Annotated in this window: 16 protein-coding genes; 7 read left to right on the top strand and 9 right to left on the bottom strand. The window is 44.9% G+C overall.

Annotated features, from left to right (window positions below; genetic code table 11):
• Positions 1-258: 258 nt before the first annotated feature.
• The gene (locus J3492_RS08840) at positions 259-936 is read left to right on the top strand and encodes an LOG family protein (protein WP_207991695.1); all 678 of its coding nucleotides are present in this window, start codon (positions 259-261) and stop codon (positions 934-936) included.
• Positions 937-994: 58 nt separating this feature from the next.
• Here the strand turns inward: J3492_RS08840 and J3492_RS08835 are convergent, their stop codons facing one another.
• Both J3492_RS08835 and J3492_RS08830 read right to left on the bottom strand, forming a co-directional pair.
• Complete coding sequence (locus J3492_RS08835) at positions 995-2,590, bottom strand: FAD-dependent oxidoreductase (RefSeq protein WP_243453188.1); 1,596 nt, start codon at positions 2,588-2,590, stop codon at positions 995-997.
• 95 nt (positions 2,591-2,685) lie between these two features.
• Positions 2,686-3,753, bottom strand: coding sequence for a GNAT family N-acetyltransferase (locus J3492_RS08830; RefSeq protein WP_207991694.1), 1,068 nt, complete (start codon positions 3,751-3,753; stop codon positions 2,686-2,688).
• A gap of 555 nt (positions 3,754-4,308) precedes the next feature.
• Between J3492_RS08830 and J3492_RS08825 the strand changes: the two genes are divergently transcribed.
• On the top strand, positions 4,309-4,578 hold the full coding sequence (locus J3492_RS08825; protein ID WP_207991693.1) for a type B 50S ribosomal protein L31: 270 nt from the start codon (positions 4,309-4,311) through the stop codon (positions 4,576-4,578).
• Between the two features lie 122 nt (positions 4,579-4,700).
• Here J3492_RS08825 and J3492_RS08820 read toward each other — a convergent pair whose 3' ends face one another.
• The 4 genes from J3492_RS08820 to J3492_RS08805 form a co-directional block, all read right to left on the bottom strand.
• On the bottom strand, positions 4,701-5,531 hold the full coding sequence (locus J3492_RS08820) for an SGNH/GDSL hydrolase family protein (protein WP_207991692.1): 831 nt from the start codon (positions 5,529-5,531) through the stop codon (positions 4,701-4,703).
• Positions 5,525-6,922: a nicotinate phosphoribosyltransferase gene (locus tag J3492_RS08815; RefSeq protein WP_207991691.1), complete on the bottom strand. Its 1,398-nt coding sequence runs from the start codon at positions 6,920-6,922 to the stop codon at positions 5,525-5,527. Before J3492_RS08815 ends, J3492_RS08820 begins: the two co-directional genes overlap by 7 nt.
• A 34-nt stretch (positions 6,923-6,956) precedes the next feature.
• Positions 6,957-7,994 carry a bifunctional nicotinamide-nucleotide adenylyltransferase/Nudix hydroxylase gene (locus tag J3492_RS08810; protein WP_207991690.1) on the bottom strand — a complete coding sequence of 346 codons (1,038 nt, stop codon included), beginning with the start codon at positions 7,992-7,994 and terminating at the stop codon, positions 6,957-6,959.
• 124 nt (positions 7,995-8,118) lie between these two features.
• Positions 8,119-9,078 carry an alpha/beta fold hydrolase gene (locus J3492_RS08805; protein WP_207991689.1) on the bottom strand — a complete coding sequence of 320 codons (960 nt, stop codon included), beginning with the start codon at positions 9,076-9,078 and terminating at the stop codon, positions 8,119-8,121.
• 173 nt (positions 9,079-9,251) lie between these two features.
• On the opposite strand from J3492_RS08805, the gene J3492_RS08800 reads away from it, so the two are divergent.
• Entirely contained in the window at positions 9,252-9,719 is a 468-nt protein-coding gene (locus J3492_RS08800) for a CinA family protein (RefSeq protein WP_207991688.1), read from the top strand.
• Positions 9,720-9,817: 98 nt separating this feature from the next.
• Here J3492_RS08800 and J3492_RS08795 read toward each other — a convergent pair whose 3' ends face one another.
• On the bottom strand, positions 9,818-10,120 hold the full coding sequence (locus J3492_RS08795; RefSeq protein WP_424108394.1) for a carboxymuconolactone decarboxylase family protein: 303 nt from the start codon (positions 10,118-10,120) through the stop codon (positions 9,818-9,820).
• A gap of 354 nt (positions 10,121-10,474) precedes the next feature.
• Between J3492_RS08795 and nfuA the strand changes: the two genes are divergently transcribed.
• Together nfuA and J3492_RS08785 are read left to right on the top strand one after the other, a co-directional pair.
• Positions 10,475-11,158, top strand: coding sequence for a Fe-S biogenesis protein NfuA (gene nfuA, locus J3492_RS08790; RefSeq protein WP_207991686.1), 684 nt, complete (start codon positions 10,475-10,477; stop codon positions 11,156-11,158).
• Positions 11,159-11,349: 191 nt separating this feature from the next.
• Entirely contained in the window at positions 11,350-12,645 is a 1,296-nt protein-coding gene (locus J3492_RS08785; protein WP_207991685.1) for an O-acetylhomoserine aminocarboxypropyltransferase/cysteine synthase family protein, read from the top strand.
• 101 nt (positions 12,646-12,746) lie between these two features.
• On the opposite strand, the gene J3492_RS08780 is transcribed toward J3492_RS08785, so the two are convergent.
• Both J3492_RS08780 and rsmI read right to left on the bottom strand, forming a co-directional pair.
• Positions 12,747-13,766, bottom strand: a complete 1,020-nt coding sequence (locus tag J3492_RS08780) for an adenosine kinase (RefSeq protein WP_207991684.1) — start codon at positions 13,764-13,766, stop codon at positions 12,747-12,749.
• Positions 13,767-13,837: 71 nt separating this feature from the next.
• On the bottom strand, positions 13,838-14,749 hold the full coding sequence (rsmI, locus tag J3492_RS08775; protein WP_207991683.1) for a 16S rRNA (cytidine(1402)-2'-O)-methyltransferase: 912 nt from the start codon (positions 14,747-14,749) through the stop codon (positions 13,838-13,840).
• 145 nt (positions 14,750-14,894) lie between these two features.
• On the opposite strand from rsmI, the gene J3492_RS08770 reads away from it, so the two are divergent.
• Together J3492_RS08770 and J3492_RS08765 are read left to right on the top strand one after the other, a co-directional pair.
• Complete coding sequence (locus tag J3492_RS08770) at positions 14,895-15,302, top strand: YraN family protein (protein WP_207991682.1); 408 nt, start codon at positions 14,895-14,897, stop codon at positions 15,300-15,302.
• Between the two features lie 163 nt (positions 15,303-15,465).
• On the top strand, positions 15,466-16,308 hold the full coding sequence (locus J3492_RS08765; RefSeq protein ID WP_207991681.1) for a BON domain-containing protein: 843 nt from the start codon (positions 15,466-15,468) through the stop codon (positions 16,306-16,308).
• Positions 16,309-16,343 lie beyond the last annotated feature (35 nt).

The following is a 16,343-nucleotide window of genomic DNA, read 5'->3' as shown; positions in this document are numbered from 1 at the left end:
TCAAAGCGTCTTTATTGCCGTGAGATCAGATGACGTGTGTTATAGTGAGTTTGCAATAAACGGATACGCTAATGTCACCGTACGACTGGTAGAGGTTTTATTTACGTGCTGTATTTTGTTGATACTGCGCAACACTCATTTTCCTAGGAGTACGGTATTGGCTTTCAAGTGGGTCAACTCTAATATAGATATTTATCAACAATAAATAATAAGACACTCTAAAAAATAACAATCGACATAAAAACTTAAGGAAACCCTATGCAAATGAACATCAACAATACCAATTATGAAGTATTAACCAGTCAAGATATTACCCATATCGAAAAAGCGGTAGACAAGTCCACGCTAGCCATGCCATTGGTCGCTGTCTATTGTGGTTCACGCTCGGGCAATGATGAAGTCTATGAAAAAGCTGCCCGTGAGTTGGGTCAGGCTTTGGCAAAAAATGGTTTGGGTTTGGTATACGGTGGTGCAAGCATTGGGCTTATGGGTGCGGTGGCTGACGAGGTCATTAACTCAGGGGCACAGGCAGTAGGGGTGATTCCAACCTTTATGCTCAAACATGAGATTGCTCATCAAAAGCTGACACGTTTGCATCTGACAGACACCATGCACACACGCAAGACCGTCATGGCAGAATATGCGGACGCCTTTATTACCTTGCCAGGTGGGCTTGGTACCCTAGAAGAAATCATGGAAATTGCAACTTGGCGTCAGCTATACCAACACGAAAAACCCATGATCATTCTTAATATCAATGGCTTTTACGACACGCTGATCGAGCATCTAAAATATACCACTGAGCAAGGCTTTATGAAGCAGCAGGATCTTGATCGTTTGGTAGTCTGTAACAGCATTGATGAAGCCATCGACTTGTTACATGTGGTGGTCAAGATTGACGATGAGGTCGATACAGAAAAAATGGTAGGGAAATAAGACCCTACCCAAAACTCTGCAATCAACCCATAGTAAAGACGACTATTAAGCGCCCAAGTTATGCGGAGCGCTTGATTGTGGTTTGGTCAATACTGTTATTGACCTTGGCCATCGCCACTGGAAATCCACGTGCTGCAGCCAAAGTATGTGCCAGCTTGTCGACAGTCATGCTATTGTTATGAGCAAGATATTGCCATTGATGGGCGTAACGCTGACGATTGGCTGGCGTGTCGTGGTCTATTAAATCAACCTCCATAAGCTGCTCAACGATCTCATCAGCGGCCATCAAGGTCGATGAGGCTTTGACGTTTTCTGCACGTGCATAACGTATATTGGGGTATAAGCTGACATCAGCTACCCGCAGCGTGTCATCTGTCCCCGGGATTTGTTGTCCGCCATACAGTGCATTGCCAACGCTACGTGCACTATTAAAGGTGGGCACAAACTCAGCGATGTAATCAATAGATTTTTGGCTACGAGCTTGTAGCGGGGTTTTGTCCCAGCCATCTTCAATGTAGTGCACATACTGATTGGGCAGTTTAGGTTGAGCGCTGTACTTGTTAGAAGCTACCAGACCATCATCGAACAAAGTGATGGCTTTACTCATACCATGAATCTGAAAGTAACCCCCTGGATAAGGGGTCAGCTGTGCCATACCATCTGGCGTGCCTCGCTCACCATACACGATAATCTCTGGTATCTGCCCGCCAGCATCATCCCAATGGGTGATATAAGAAGACTTAAACTCTACCATGCGTTTGACATCGACACCGACCATATCATCTATGACACCGGTACGAAAACCACAAGCATTGATTAAATAGTCAACTTCTATAGACTCAGCATCAGGCTGATGTGTTTGCTGATAATCAATACGCCACCTAGTAACATGGTGGTCGGCATTGGTACAGTTCTCACAGTCCACCGGCATCACTTGCTGGACTTTGGTATCAGTGAAAACATGAGCATTGTCATATTCTTCTAACGCCAACTGAGCGGAGGCGGCCAAACGAAATATATTCCAACCATACTCTTGTACCACAATCAGGGGAAATTTAACTTTGTTGAGGTCTAAGTATTTAGCAACCGGTATCATCCACTCGTCAACACTGCTCGGCGTGGCGACTTGCTCACGTTCAGAGAGTGCAATCAACTGTTCATGACTATAGAGCTGATAATAATGCTCAGGCTTACCCAGGACTTCATTGTCGGGGTCTTTGGTGATCAGTTTGCGATAGGCATCTGTCAAAACATCAAGACGAGGCAGCAGGTCCTCTGGCGACCCTTTATCGCGAGTGGGCACAGCAAACACGGTAGGACGTACGTCTATGGTATAAGGGTATAGGCGCAAGATATCGATACATTGCTCGAGTAATGCCACGCAGTCCTCATCAGGAATTTCACGATAAAGATTGCCGCCTGCATGTAGATGACACATGGGCGGCCCATCGATTAGTGAGTGCTTTTTTTCAAAGAGATAAGTATCGAGACCCAATGCTGCAAGACGAATGGCTATCGTTGCGCCTGCTGTTCCACCGCCCAAAATACCCACCCGTTTTTTTGATTGGTTATTCGTTTTTTTATCAGGCACAGAGTCGCTTTTAGCAAACTCAGTGTCGTTTGCTGTGAAAGTTTGAGTCATTGTGTTTGCCATATCCTTACCAAAAGTGCATTTGTCACTGTTTTTGAGTGTGTGCTTATGGTCTTGATATGCGACTGATTGTGCTTGAGTTCAAGAGGGCTGTTTGGTTATAAAGCCTCCTCTAAATCCTGTGTTTCGGTCACTCTCTTTCTATACAATGGAAAGTACTCTGAGGTTAGGTCTTCTTCAGGCAGCCCGATATCTGCTACCAGCTGCTCATATTTAGCTGTATTAACCACCAGCCTGTAGGTTTTGAACACCAGCTCTCCAGAGCTAAACCCTTTTTTATACTCATATAGAGCATCTAACTTGGCACCAACTCCGCCGCCTAGATGGAGGGTGTCATATGCGTTTTGTCTTCCCCAGTCTCTAGCAACATGAGTAATCAGCTTAGAAGCTTGCAGTTTTCTATAGTCACTAAGTGTACCGCCCAGATGAAACTGCATGATTCCTGATTCTTTACATAGGGTGTAAATAGAAGAAGCAATCGCAATATCGTCTTTATAAGCTGTGAGCAATAGGATTCTGTCTTGTAGGTTTTTAGCCAGATCACAGAAGTAGCTGTCGTCGAAGAAGTAGTACTGGTCGGCTTTAACGTTTTGCATGGTCTCTTTGTAGATGTTTGAAAACATCATCGCACGCTCTACAGTGAGCGTTTCTGCTTCTACCGTCACATCCGTCTTCAGCGCTTTTTTGATTCCTCTGCGGTGTTGGTTTTGTGTTTCCTTCCAGTGCTCATCTTCAGATTTACTTAAGTCAGAATATAAGGTTAGCCCATGTGTGAGAGCTGTACCGACAGTGGGTAACCAGTCTTTATTAATGATTGGATGTAGCCTCATAAACAAAGAAACACAGCCCTTATGATAAAGAAAGTGGCGTATCTCTTCTAATATGGTGTCTATGTCTTGATTGGTTAAAGTACTGTCAATTAATGGGCCGCCGTAGCCATAAGTGGATGTGGCATCCCAATACTCATCATCGATGGTTCTGACGATGATTGGAATCAGTATTTTCTTATTATTATACTGCGCCATGATGCCTTTTGGAGTTCCACCATCTATAATGATGGAAGCATGAAGCCATTTAGATAAATGATATATGTCACATTTATAATCCAGCGCTTGTTTATCCCAGTTCTCATCAATATCGATTAGCTCGACATGTGTTCTATGCATTTTTAGAGCTTCTGCGCTATTTAGATTGTTGTTGTGTTGTTGTTAGAATCGCCTTTACTGAAATTATTGCTTCGTAACAACTATGGAAATGTTTGTTTTTATGGATAATTTGTTATAATGAATATATAAGATATCAACAAAAGTTAACATAATCAAGCAGTCCTGTATCGTAACTGAATTTTTATTTACAGTTGTGTCAATATGGATGTGACGTGATAATATAGAACAAAATATGGGCCTTAAAAGTAATATAAGTTGCTTTAGAGTATTCAACACTAAGACTGCAATCCTGCTTTTAGCGTTCGTTTATTTTCGATGTGGCAGGGGTATTAACGGTGTTTTATTCACGCATATTGACTTGCACCAATCCCTAAAAACCGTTAAAATCGCTCTTTAATTTTCCCGCTGGGGAAGGCTAAGAGAGTAAAAGTGTGGTGTTGGATGCTGGAATAAGCCAGTGATGCAATTGCCAGACTTGTAGGTGCCCTTAGTGCCTCAGTTACGTATGCAGTTAACGATATAACAGATGCATACATCGGACATAGAGAGCATATTATGCGTAAAGATATCCATCCTAACTATAAAGAAGTACTGTTTCATGACACGAATGCTGACGTGTACTTCCTAACTCGTTCAACAGTCAATACCAAATCTACTCGTGAGTATGAAGGCGTTGAGTACCCATACTATCCACTTGATATCTCAAGTGCGTCACATCCATTCTACACGGGCGAGCAGCGTAAAACGTCTACTGAAGGCCGTGTTGCTAGCTTTAACAAGCGCTTTGGTGCTTTTGGTGGCCGTAAGAAAAAATCTGCAGAATAATTTATATCCAGCCCTTAAGCTTATTTTGCTTGAGTGCTGCTATAACTGTAGTAGTAGCAGAAAACCCAAAAAACCGCTGATCAGTCAGCGGTTTTTTGGGTTTAATATACTTGGTAATACAGTTAACACTCTGTGCTCAATATGTCGTTTATCAGCTCAGCAAGTTGCTGCGCCCAATAGCCATAAGTGATAGAGCTTGGATGAAAGCCATCGCTGGCAAACATAACCTGACTGTCTATAGATGCACCATTACCATGCTGCTGCGCCATATGTGCAAAGTCCGCTGCCATATAATGAACGTCTGTATGTTCATGACAAACGTGCTGCAATACTTTATCAAGCTTGTCAGATTTTGCCCCCATAAAGTCATTTAAGGGCGTGGGTAGCGCCGGCATTTTTGCCATCGGTGGTAAACTTGAAAATATTAAATGTTGTACACCAAATTTACGCCTCGCAATAGTAATAATGTCTTTTAGCTGTTGTCGCCATGTAGTCGTTGAGACGTTGCTCGTAGCGTCGTTGACACCCACACTCAGAACCATGACGTTAATGGGTGTGCTCGGTACTGGCAAGACGTATAATCGGCGCAAGATATCAAAACTGGTATGCCCAGTGGTGGCCTGCAGTGACCAGTTAAGCGCTGAATAGTTTTGTGTGATAATAGCGTGTTGTTGTAGCGCAGGTATCAGCTTGCCCGCCAGTGCCTCTTGCTGCGTCAAAGTACCAACACCTGCAGCGGCAGAGTCGCCAACAATCATAACTTTTAATATAGGCAAGTAGTCGTTTGTCGTATTTAACCCAACGCTACCGTGGCGCTCGCCTTTTGGTTCTGACAAGCGCACGGTATCACGCTTCACCTTGTGACCTTGATAGAGGTATATAGGCACGAGTAACACATCTTTGGCAATCATGACGGCTTTTGGCACGGCTCTTATCTTAGTAGAAGCTACCATCCTGTACGCTCCCGAATCGTGGTAAGACTCTCATCAACGAGCAACTTACCATCGACAAACACGTCCTGTAGTAGATTTTCTGCTGGGTCTTTTAAGGCGTCTTCTTTGATGGTTTCTAGACTGTCGTCTGCACGTTTAATCAATGCCAACCGTCCTTTTTTGGAGCGTTTGGCTTGACTGGTAATAGGGTCTTTAAAGATATCGCTCCATTCACCATCGATACAAATGGCACTGGCCTTCATCGCCCAGCTCATGGTGTCTCGGTTCACTTGTTGTAGCAGACCGCCGCCCATCCCAAAAGTGACGTTGTCAGCGCTAAAGCCAGCTGCCATGACAGTATCTAGTATTTTACCGATGCTTTGCGGATTAATACCATCGCCTTGAATGAGACGTACATAGTCAGGTAGGATCTTATAGCCTTTACTATTAGTGGTTGCACCAAACCTTGCTGTCAATCGCTGTAAGGCCTCACAGACAACCTCGGCAGGGTTGCCGCTGTCAGGGCGTATGACCAAGGTGCCGCCCATGGTCTCGACCTTATTCTTAAGTGCATCACCCCAGATATTGTCAATGGCATTCCACAAGTCATAGCTGTCTGATACGACAGCGACAGTATTGCCTGCACCGCCAAATTGTTCGAGCATATTGTCATAGGCCTGCGTTTCACGCTGTCGCCCCCAAGCGGTCATGGTGCTGTGTTCAGCAGCCGGAATGGAGAATGCTGGCATGTCTTTATCCATATCATACCAGCGGCTGGCAGCAACCAAAGCCGTCATACTGTCTGTGCCGGAAAAGTTCACCAAATTGGCAAGACTACCCAGTGCAATGGTCTCCATGCTTGACCCACCACGGGCACCAAAATCATGCAACTTAAAGGGTAGGGCATCAACACTATCAGCAGACTTTTGTAGCGCTGCTTTGATGACGTTTTTGCAAAAATAAGACAAGCTGGCAACGGTAGAAGGATACCAAATCGCACGTAATAAGGCCGTCTCAAGATAGCTTGGTAGCCAATAAAACTCAGGGTCAGTATTGACGATCTGGCAGACGACATTGGACACAGGCACGATACTGCCTTCGGGCACTGCTTGGATACGCACAGGTAAAAACCCATCATGCTTCTCAACCAAACGCTGCCAACCGGTGCGATTAAATGGCAGGCCATGGGCGGTTATGACCGCTTCAGCCTCATCGATATGTGCCATGGTAATCGGCGCTTGTAGGTATTCTTTGATAAAGGCTTGCAAGCCAAAAAACAGCACATCGTGACTCCCTTTGCGAGCCTCGACATAGCTTGACATATACTCGCTACCCGGGGGGTACTGTAGCCAGTGTGAGGTCTTATAGCTGTCTGAATTGAGAATCAGATTATTTAAGTTACCTGTGTACATTGCATCAGCCTTTTATTTTTTAAATGGAATAAGTCTATAGCCCAACCATTTTGATGATGATGGCATAGTGGTCCTCAAACATCATCTTGGCATCAAGCTCTGCCAGCGGCAACCAAAATGCCCGCACTGCGTCATCACCGCCTTCGACCTTCGGCAGCCCTTTTGGGTCATTTTCTAGACGGAAAAAATACGTTTGGGTAATGGTACGACCACGAGCAGATCGGTAAGGGTCATCAAAGGTATGTTGACTGTGGCGAGAGCGATGTAATGCTAAGTCAGAGACCTGTAGATTGGTTTCTTCACGTAGCTCTCGAATACAGGCATCAAACAAGGTTTCTTTTTGATCAACAAACCCGCCTGGCAGAGCCCACAGTCCATGCCCAGGTAGATTGCGCCGCTCAACAAGTAGGATATGCCCTGACTGTACGACCACTGCATCCGTAGTCATAAACACTGGTGGAAACGGTGCCGACTCCCATTGTTTTTTGTAGTCATAAATAAAGCAGGCTTCTTCGTGCAGACGCTCATATTCGGCAGTATTTTTAAAGTCGCTTAATACTTGGTGAGTGGACTCAGGGGTATATAGCCAAGGGGATACGCCCATCAGGTACCCGTCACGAATGGGCGTAGAGGAGAGGTTCTTATAGTTGGGTACAGACAGAGACCTCCAGTTTGGAAATAAGGATAAATAATAGGAGGAGTTGTCTTTAGAGTGTCCGATTAAACCGATATCAGCATCTAGATCACCGGTGACTGACTTAACCCCTGCTTGTACATATTGTAGCCAGCGGGTGTCGTTATATAGCGCATCATCTAACCCGACACAATGAATACGAGCGGCCTCATCAGCTGAAAAAGCACCTTTGATCATTGTCGTACGTTCAGTGACCGAAAAAGGATTGCGCAAGCTGCGTGGTAAGTTAGCAGAGCCGATGAGCATAATGACCTCGTCGGCACATGCTAACGCTTGGTCGATCACAGCCTTATGACCGAAGTGAAAGGGTTGAAAGCGGCCGATAAAGACTAAATATTTAAACCGGTTGTTTTTATTATCTGTTGCTGCGTCATTCATATGCGTCAAGTTCCTACTTTAAGCTGATTGTGTGTGCATCTATCACCGTTTATTGTTGCTCATACTGACATAAGCACTTAGCGACTGACAAGTATAAAGATGTTTTGCCCTAAGATTACCGACGCTAGATGGTATGCTTGTCAATCCAGGTCGCTACAGTTGGCCAGACTTCTTTGGCAGCGTTTCTACTCGCCATAATACGGCTATGATTGTAATCCTCTAAGTGGCCATTACTTTTGGAAAACTCATAAAATATGTTGGCAGAATGATTAAACTCATCGAAAAACAGCTGACACCCGTGAGATGGAGCGATAAGGTGATCGCCACTACCGCTGATAGCATAGATGGGCGTGGTAATCATTGCCATATACTGTCGATAGTCAAGACACTTATCATTACTCGTATCTTTAGGCGTCTTATTCGTATGTATGTTATCAATATCGCCGGTGCCACTATCAGTAATATCAATTGCTTTAACAAAGCTGCTATTAAAGTTTTTATGTAGGTTCCAATCAAACCACTGCGCCATAGTGTCATAGCTTTCATTGACTGTCCCAAGCTTTAGCAGCTTGGCAGGGATAAACCCAAGCAAGCGATTAAAGGTCTTGATGGCAAAAACTTTGGCATAGCTGCTTGGATCTAGGGCAGCACCATAGGCTTGGCAGGCAAACAAAATGATGCTATTTATTTTATCGATATAGCAAGGGTTTTGAATCAAAAACATCGTCAAGCAAATACCGCCGCCGCTGTGAGTGACACAGTGCAAGTTGTCTAGCTCTAAATCATCAAATAGATACTGAAAAGTTGCAGCAAAATCATAAGTAGCGATGGTTTCAAAATTAAACTTTGCTGTTGGTTTCGGACTATCTCCATGACCGCGCCATTCCATGATATAGCAAACATGGCCAAGCTTGGCGAGATAGTTAGCAATACCTAAACATACTTTTTTGTCTGAAAACGTACCATGGGTTAGGAGTATATTTTGCCTTTTCATTGTAGTGCTGTCATTGGTGGCACTTTCAACTTTCCAAATGGCAACTTGCTCACCATCTTTGGTGCTCACAAACTTTAAGCTCTGGATCATAAGATAGACCTATTTGGGTGAGGGTGTTCATGCACGATATTAACACTTATACAGACGCTTAATGATTGACCAGTTAGAATAGGGTTAAGAACAAGTCATTCACCTCAGTTAAGCTGTAAGTAAGGCTGTGTTTATATTATAACCACATTCATTAATTGATTACGGAGCCTATCATGTTTGATAAATGCGCCAAATTATTGGCAGATAACCAATTGACGATTACCTTTATTGAGAGTGCAACGGCAGGGTACTTGTCCCATCAATTCTCACTTACAGAACAATCAGGTGATATCTTGATAGGTGGACTGGTCTGTTATGATGACTGGGTCAAAAAGAATGTATTAAAGGTCTCTAGCCAAATAATGGCTGACTATACCTCCGAATCGCTAGAGGTCACCCGTGAGCTGGTAAAGAAATCCAAAGCTATTTTTGAGTCTGATGTCTATGTTGCTTGCACTGGGCTTGTAAAGGCAGGCGGGTCTGAAACTGAACAAAAACCCATTGGTACGTTTTTTTATTGCATTGGTTATCAAGGTGAGATTTACGACTTTCATAGCTTTTGTGCAGGTCCTCCACATGAAAAGATGCGTGACTTGAGTCGCCGTATTTGTAACAGTATTATCGAGGTTATTGATGGGTGAGGCGAGAGCGCTACTGCATAAGCGCAATAAAAAATGACCAACATGCTCTAGTGGCAAGTGTTGGTCATTGTGCTTTTTAATAGCTATTAAACGAGGGCTTAACTCTCTTTGCTAAACTCTTTAAACGACGCCACAGCTTCGGCAGCATACATCATCGAAGGTCCGCCACCCATCACCACACAGACTCCTAGCGTTTCGGCCACTTCTTGCTCAGTAGCACCAAGCTTAACCAATGCCTTAGTATGAAAACCAATACAAGCATCGCAGCGTGCGCCGACAGCGAGTGCCAGTGCGATCAGCTCTTTGGTCTTTGCGTCTAGTATCCCGTCCGCTGTACCCACTTGGCTAAGCTGTGAAAAAGCTTTAGTGGTTTCAGGTATGTTCTTATGTAGTTTCATCATATTGCTTGAAACATGCTTGGTGATATCATTAAATGACTTACTCATAAAAATTGTCTCAATAGTTAATATTTATAAAAATAATATATAAAAATACATATTAAGTCAAGGGTTAGAGTAAAAGGATTCTGGCAAATAGTTATACTACAGGTCTTTTTTAATCACTGTTAAATCACAGTGGCGCAGTCGGAATTGCGGCACAATTACGTTATAATAAGTATCATCACTTGATAGCCAGCAGCATCAGACCAATATAATTATAATCTTGGATGAATAATTGTTTTCATACCACCTCACATTGACGACACGATAGCCCCGACAAACCCATGTATCATGTCATAACAAACAGGAAATATTATGAGTGAATTGAACCAAACTGACAGACAATCAGAGCCGTCTGCTGACTATGAGTCAGCATTAGACACTGAACAAACCGAGATAAAGAGCAATATAACCATTACCGAGTCAGCCCAAGGGTATTTGGCTGAGCTGCTGTCTAAGCAAGATACTGATGGTATTGGTGTGCGTATCTTCGTTGAGCATCCAGGTACGCCACGTGCTGAGTGTTGTATGGCGTATAATCAGCCAGGCGAAGAAGACAGCGCTGATGTAAAGTTTAGCTATGATGATTTTGATGCCTTTATTGATGCGGCTTCTGTACCGTATCTAGAGGATGCTGTCATTGACTATAATAAAGATCGCTTTGGTGGTCAGCTTACTTTCCGTGCACCCAACTCTAAAGTGCCTAAAGTCGGCGCTGATGCCAGTGTCGAAGAGCGTATCAACTACGTATTGCAAGCTGAGATCAACCCAAGTCTAGCCGCTCATGGTGGTATGGTGGACTTGCTTGAGCTTATCGAAGAGGATGGGGTAGGTCTGACGGCAGTACTTAAATTTGGTGGTGGTTGCCAAGGCTGCTCAGCGGTAGAAATGACTTTGCGTCAAGGTGTCGAAGTGCAGCTTAAGCAGCAGATCCCAGAGCTGACGCAAGTGATTGATGATACGGATCATACTTATGCTGAAAACGCTTATTATAAATAATGCGTGACGGCTAGCAGACAGCACGATTTTTCTTGTTTATGAATAATCGTCATGAGCTGATGAAAAAATTGCTGTTTTATTCATATAGAAGCTGGGTTATGATTAACCCAGCTTTTTTGTTGCTAACTTGTGGTTAGTAGCAAGTTTAACTGTGTTTTTAGTTTATCTCTTTAGCTTATAAGGAACGTATAATGAGTGATGACCAAGCAAATAATCAACGCTTAGAAACCCTAGCCATTCACGCCGGATATAGTGTTGAGCCCACCACCAAAGCGGTTGCTGTACCTATTTATCACACCAGCTCTTATGCGTTTGATGATACTCAGCACGGTGCAGATTTGTTCGACCTAAAAGTGGCAGGTAATATTTATACCCGTATTATGAACCCGACCAATGCGGTATTAGAAGAGCGGGTAACAGCGCTTGAAGGTGGTATTGGCGGGCTGGCCGTAGCGTCTGGCATGGCAGCGATCACTTATACGGTGCAGACCATCTGTGAGGCGGGCGATAATATCGTGGCAGTCTCCACCTTGTACGGTGGTACGTATAACTTATTTGCCCATGCGCTGCCACGTCAAGGTATCGAAGTACGCTTCTTTGATCATAATAACCCTGAGTCGATCCGTGATTTAATCGATGATAAGACCAAAATGGTATTTGCGGAGAGCATCGGCAACCCATTGGGCAATATCGTAGATATTCAAGCGCTAAGCGACATCGCACATGAGTATGGCGTACCGGTCGTTATCGACAACACTGTGGCCACGCCAGCGTTGTGTCGTCCGTTTGAGTTTGGTGCAGATATCGTTGTTCATTCACTAACCAAGTATATGAGTGGGACAGGGACGTCAATTGGTGGTGCTATCGTCGATAGTGGGCAGTTTAATTGGGGAGAGCACCCTAAGCGTTTCCCACTGTTAAATGAGCCAGATGTCAGCTATCACGGCGTCAACTTTGTCAAAGACGTCGGCGCCGCAGCCTTTATTGCCCGTGCTCGTGTTGCGCCATTACGCAATATGGGTGCTGCACTCAGCCCACTGAATGCTTTTGGGATTTTACAAGGCATTGAGACATTGAGCCTACGTATGGAGCGTCATGTACAAAACGCCCAAGCCGTAGCTGAGTATCTAAAGAGTCATGATAAAGTGGCTTGGATTAAATATGCCGGTCTGGCCGATCATCCCGATCACAATCTTGCACAAAAATACATGAAAGGTACACCATCTGCGATTTTGACTTTTGGCGTCAAAGGTGGACGAGAGGCAGGTGCCCGCTTTATCGATGCGCTACAGCTCATCACTCGCTTGGTCAATATTGGTGATGCCAAATCACTAGCCAGTCATCCAGCAACAACGACTCACCGCCAGCTTAATGAGCAAGAGCTTGAGAATGCAGGGGTTAGTGAAGATATGGTACGCCTGTCTATTGGTATTGAGCACATTGACGACATCAAGGCGGATTTGGAGCAAGCTTTGGCCGCTGCTTAGAGTGTATGAGATAAAGTAAGCGCAAAACAAAAAACCTGTATCATTTGATGCAGGTTTTTTTGTGACCATTTTCGCTCATAAACAAGCTTAGTTCAAAGCATTTAAGTCATTAATACCCGTTGCGCAATGTCTTGATATTCTTTGGATGCCAGTCGTGGGCCAAATTGTTGCACCACTTGTGAAGCGACCTCACTGGCAAGACGACCACATTCTGGCAAAGTATACTGCTGTGAGAGCGCATATAAGAAAGCGCCTGCATAGTTGTCGCCAGCACCATTGGTATCGATAACGTTTGCCACGGTAGGTGTCGATACCTGATGGATATCAATCTCTGAGCTGTCATCTGGCTTGTGAGCGATAATTGTATCATTGGCGCTATCGGTCACGACCGCAATTCGGCAATAATCGAGCAAGGCACGAGCGGCCGCTTTAATTTGTTTTTTATCGGTAAATAGGCGCGCTTCTTCTACATTACAAAATATCACTTCGACCTTGTTGCCCAACATATTGAGCAGGCCGTCTTTGGCAAACTTCACCACTGCAGGATCGGCAAAACCCACCACAATTTTGGCGCCATGAATACCCGCTTGTTGGCGCAACTGCGTCATGGCAGGCTGGATGCCCTCAGACATGGCCAAGTAGCCTTCTAGGTAGAGCCAGTCTGCATGCATAAGTGCATCGAAGTCTACATTGTCGGCTGTGATGTCGCTTGAGGTGCCCAGATAGGTTTGCATGGTGCGCTCGCCATCTTCAGTAACCGCTACCACGCATGAGCCGGTAACCCCGCCCTTGTGCACTGATTTTTCGGAAGTAGCGACACCTGCTGCATTGAGGTCTTTTAGATAAAACTTTCCTTGCTCATCATCGCCGACACGGCAGGCATAAAACGGCTTGCCGCCTAAGCTGGCAAAGGTATACATGGTATTAGCAGCAGAACCACCACCGGCTTGTTTTGATGGTGCGATATTGGCCAGCTGAAAGTAGGCAAGTAACTGCTGCTGCTCTTCAATGGCCGCTAGCGTCATATTGCCCTTGGTCAGCTCCGTCTCTTCTAACGCTGCATCACTCAGCACATACTCGTGATCAACCAACGCATTGCCTATTGCCATGACATCGTACATAATTTATTTCTCCTGTTTGCATCTTAAAACCAAATGGTGTGTATACTCTAGTCGTCCTTTAGACTTATTGCTTAGGCCTGTAGCTCAAGTAAGCGTTGATATAGTGCGTTTTTTTTGACACCTGTAATATCTGCTGCTAAAGCGGCTGATTTTTTAACCGACAAATCTTCTAATAAGCGCTGCAGTAATTTATCGTGAATACTGATGTCTTCATGTTGTACGGTATCTTTGCCTGCCACGACCACTACGATCTCGCCACGTTGCTGGTTGTCATCGGCTTTGACAAACTGCACCAGAGCACCGAGCGTGGACTGGTGTACGGTCTCAAAAGTTTTCGTCAACTCACGACAATAGGCCACACTGCGATCAGCACCAAACACTTCAGCCATATCCTCTAGGCTTGCGACGATACGATGCGGCGCTTCATAAAATATTAAGGTCTCGGTGCGCGACTGTAAAGCAGCCAACTGTTTTTGGCGTCCATGAGATTTGGCAGGTAAAAACCCGATAAAGCTAAAACGATCCGATGGCAAGCCTGCGACTGACAAAGCGGCAATAGCAGCAGAAGCGCCAACGATAGGCGACACTCGAACATCTGCCATGTGCGCTGCTTGCACCAGCTGATAACCTGGGTCACTGACCAAAGGCGTACCGGCATCACTAATGAGCGCTACTGAGTGTCCTTGCTGAATCATCTCAATGATTTTGGGGGTCTGAATGGCGCTGTTGTGCTCATGATAGGCCCATAGTTTATTGTGAGATTTCTTATTATCAATACCCTCTATAGGCTCATTACTGACAGCCCTACTTTTGGTATCAATCCCAAAATGTGCCAGCAGCTTACCTGAGGTGCGGGTGTCCTCACAGGCAATGATGTCAACCTGCTTTAGGATGTCAAGCGCACGTGGGGTCATGTCATTTAGATTGCCAATCGGAGTTGCAACGATATATAGACAAGCCGGCATCGTGGTGGGAGTATGCATGAAGACCTCTTAGGCGTTACCAGTGTTCGTTATTATAAAGGATCAAACCGTCCCTAGTTTAGCATGTTGTGCTATGATAATTTTGAAATGTTGATAACTGGAAGCCATTACTATCGCCAATCACAAGCCTAAACACCGTTCTTTGATGATGTCGTCTCCGACCCAGCGCCAAGGCAGTCATTTTGAGCAGCAAGCCTGTCAGTTTTTACAGCAGCAAGGCTTAGTGCTGATTGCCAAAAACTGGCAACAACCAAAAGTAGGTGAAATTGATTTGATCATGCTAGAGCCGGGCCAGACATGGTCAACCCTAGTGTTTGTCGAAGTGCGTCAACGCCGCCGCTCAAGCTTTGGTGATGCTGCGCTGAGCGTGACGACAGCCAAACAGCGAAAAATTATCAAAACAGCGAGATGTTTTTTGCAGCAGCATACACAGTATATGGATTACGACTGTCGGTTTGATGTCGTTGCTTATGATGGTCAGAAAAGCCCTAACTTACAGACAGTGTATCAACCCGAATGGCTACCAGCGGCTTTTATTGCCACAGCGTGGTAGTAGTGTAAAGGTATTGAGGGCGTTCAATAAGTTATCGTTACCAAAAACCTAACCGTTAAAGATAAAAATTCAGTAAAGTAGCTGGTTATCAGGTTTGCTGTTCTTAACTGACAGATAATATTCAATACGCCCTAATTAATGACTGTGCTCAATGAGGTAAACAATGACAAGGTTGCATGCACTTACAACAGTTTTAAAACCCCCACGCTCTATTGCGGTCGGCGCTATGGTGATAGCGAGTTTGGTAAGTACAGGTTGCACCACCAATTATCTAACCAACAGTACTCAAGGAACCTATGGTGTGCCAGTGACGGAGCGTACGATTCCACAGCGCTTGTTGGATCGAAGTATAGAGCATACTGCCAAAATCAATATCTATGGTCTGCAAGAAAACCTACAGGCCAACAGCCGTATGGGGGTGCACAGCTTTTATAGTGAGGTACTGCTCACAGGTGAGATTCCAACCAAAGCCCTAAAAGAGCAAGCAGAAAAAGTCGTCAGCTCAATGCCAGATGTGCGCCGTGTTTATAATGAGCTCAATGTCGGTGTGGCGAAGGGCTATAGCTCGACAGTGCAGGAGGGGTATATCACCTCAAAGCTGCTGGCCAAGTCTTTGGCAAATAGTGGTGTAAAAACCTCACAGATAAAGACAGTCACTGACAATGGCGTAGTCTACATTATGGGACGGATGACACCGACACAGCAAAGCCATCTGATTGACATCGCTAATAATACGGCGGGGGTGACAGAGTTGGTACTACTGACGACCTTGGTGAATGATGCGGGTGTGCCACTCAGTGATGACGATATTATGTTTGAGAACAATGCTGCCGAAGCAGCGACCACGCCAGCACCCGTGGTCAGAAATGTAGCACCAACTGACTTGTCCTCTGCCGCAGCACCAGAAGTAGCGACACTGCCAAGCCAAGAAGAAACCCTAGACGCTGAGCAAGAGCGTCCAAGCCAAAGCAACCCGAGTCCTTATGTTGACTTGTACAGTGACTAGAAATTGTCTGAGCATGCACATGTAGCACGGCAATA

The organism is Psychrobacter coccoides (assembly GCF_017498085.1).
Lineage (GTDB): Bacteria > Pseudomonadota > Gammaproteobacteria > Pseudomonadales > Moraxellaceae > Psychrobacter > Psychrobacter coccoides.
This window is presented reverse-complemented; position numbering and strand designations above follow the sequence as displayed.

Excerpts from the sequence above, each read along its gene's own strand:
- J3492_RS08765 (WP_207991681.1), top strand. The coding sequence starts at position 15,466 with ATGACAAGGTTGCATGCACTTACAACAGTTTTAAAACCCCCACGCTCT.
- J3492_RS08830 (WP_207991694.1), bottom strand. The coding sequence starts at position 3,753 with ATGCATAGAACACATGTCGAGCTAATCGATATTGATGAGAACTGGGAT.
- J3492_RS08815 (WP_207991691.1), bottom strand. The coding sequence starts at position 6,922 with ATGTACACAGGTAACTTAAATAATCTGATTCTCAATTCAGACAGCTAT.
- J3492_RS08825 (WP_207991693.1), top strand. The coding sequence starts at position 4,309 with ATGCGTAAAGATATCCATCCTAACTATAAAGAAGTACTGTTTCATGAC.
- J3492_RS08785 (WP_207991685.1), top strand. The coding sequence starts at position 11,350 with ATGAGTGATGACCAAGCAAATAATCAACGCTTAGAAACCCTAGCCATT.
- J3492_RS08800 (WP_207991688.1), top strand. The coding sequence starts at position 9,252 with ATGTTTGATAAATGCGCCAAATTATTGGCAGATAACCAATTGACGATT.
- J3492_RS08840 (WP_207991695.1), top strand. The coding sequence starts at position 259 with ATGCAAATGAACATCAACAATACCAATTATGAAGTATTAACCAGTCAA.
- J3492_RS08820 (WP_207991692.1), bottom strand. The coding sequence starts at position 5,531 with ATGGTAGCTTCTACTAAGATAAGAGCCGTGCCAAAAGCCGTCATGATT.
- J3492_RS08810 (WP_207991690.1), bottom strand. The coding sequence starts at position 7,994 with ATGAATGACGCAGCAACAGATAATAAAAACAACCGGTTTAAATATTTA.
- rsmI (WP_207991683.1), bottom strand. The coding sequence starts at position 14,749 with ATGCATACTCCCACCACGATGCCGGCTTGTCTATATATCGTTGCAACT.
- J3492_RS08835 (WP_243453188.1), bottom strand. The coding sequence starts at position 2,590 with ATGGCAAACACAATGACTCAAACTTTCACAGCAAACGACACTGAGTTT.
- J3492_RS08805 (WP_207991689.1), bottom strand. The coding sequence starts at position 9,078 with ATGATCCAGAGCTTAAAGTTTGTGAGCACCAAAGATGGTGAGCAAGTT.
- J3492_RS08795 (WP_424108394.1), bottom strand. The coding sequence starts at position 10,120 with ATGATGAAACTACATAAGAACATACCTGAAACCACTAAAGCTTTTTCA.
- J3492_RS08770 (WP_207991682.1), top strand. The coding sequence starts at position 14,895 with ATGATGTCGTCTCCGACCCAGCGCCAAGGCAGTCATTTTGAGCAGCAA.
- J3492_RS08780 (WP_207991684.1), bottom strand. The coding sequence starts at position 13,766 with ATGTACGATGTCATGGCAATAGGCAATGCGTTGGTTGATCACGAGTAT.
- nfuA (WP_207991686.1), top strand. The coding sequence starts at position 10,475 with ATGAGTGAATTGAACCAAACTGACAGACAATCAGAGCCGTCTGCTGAC.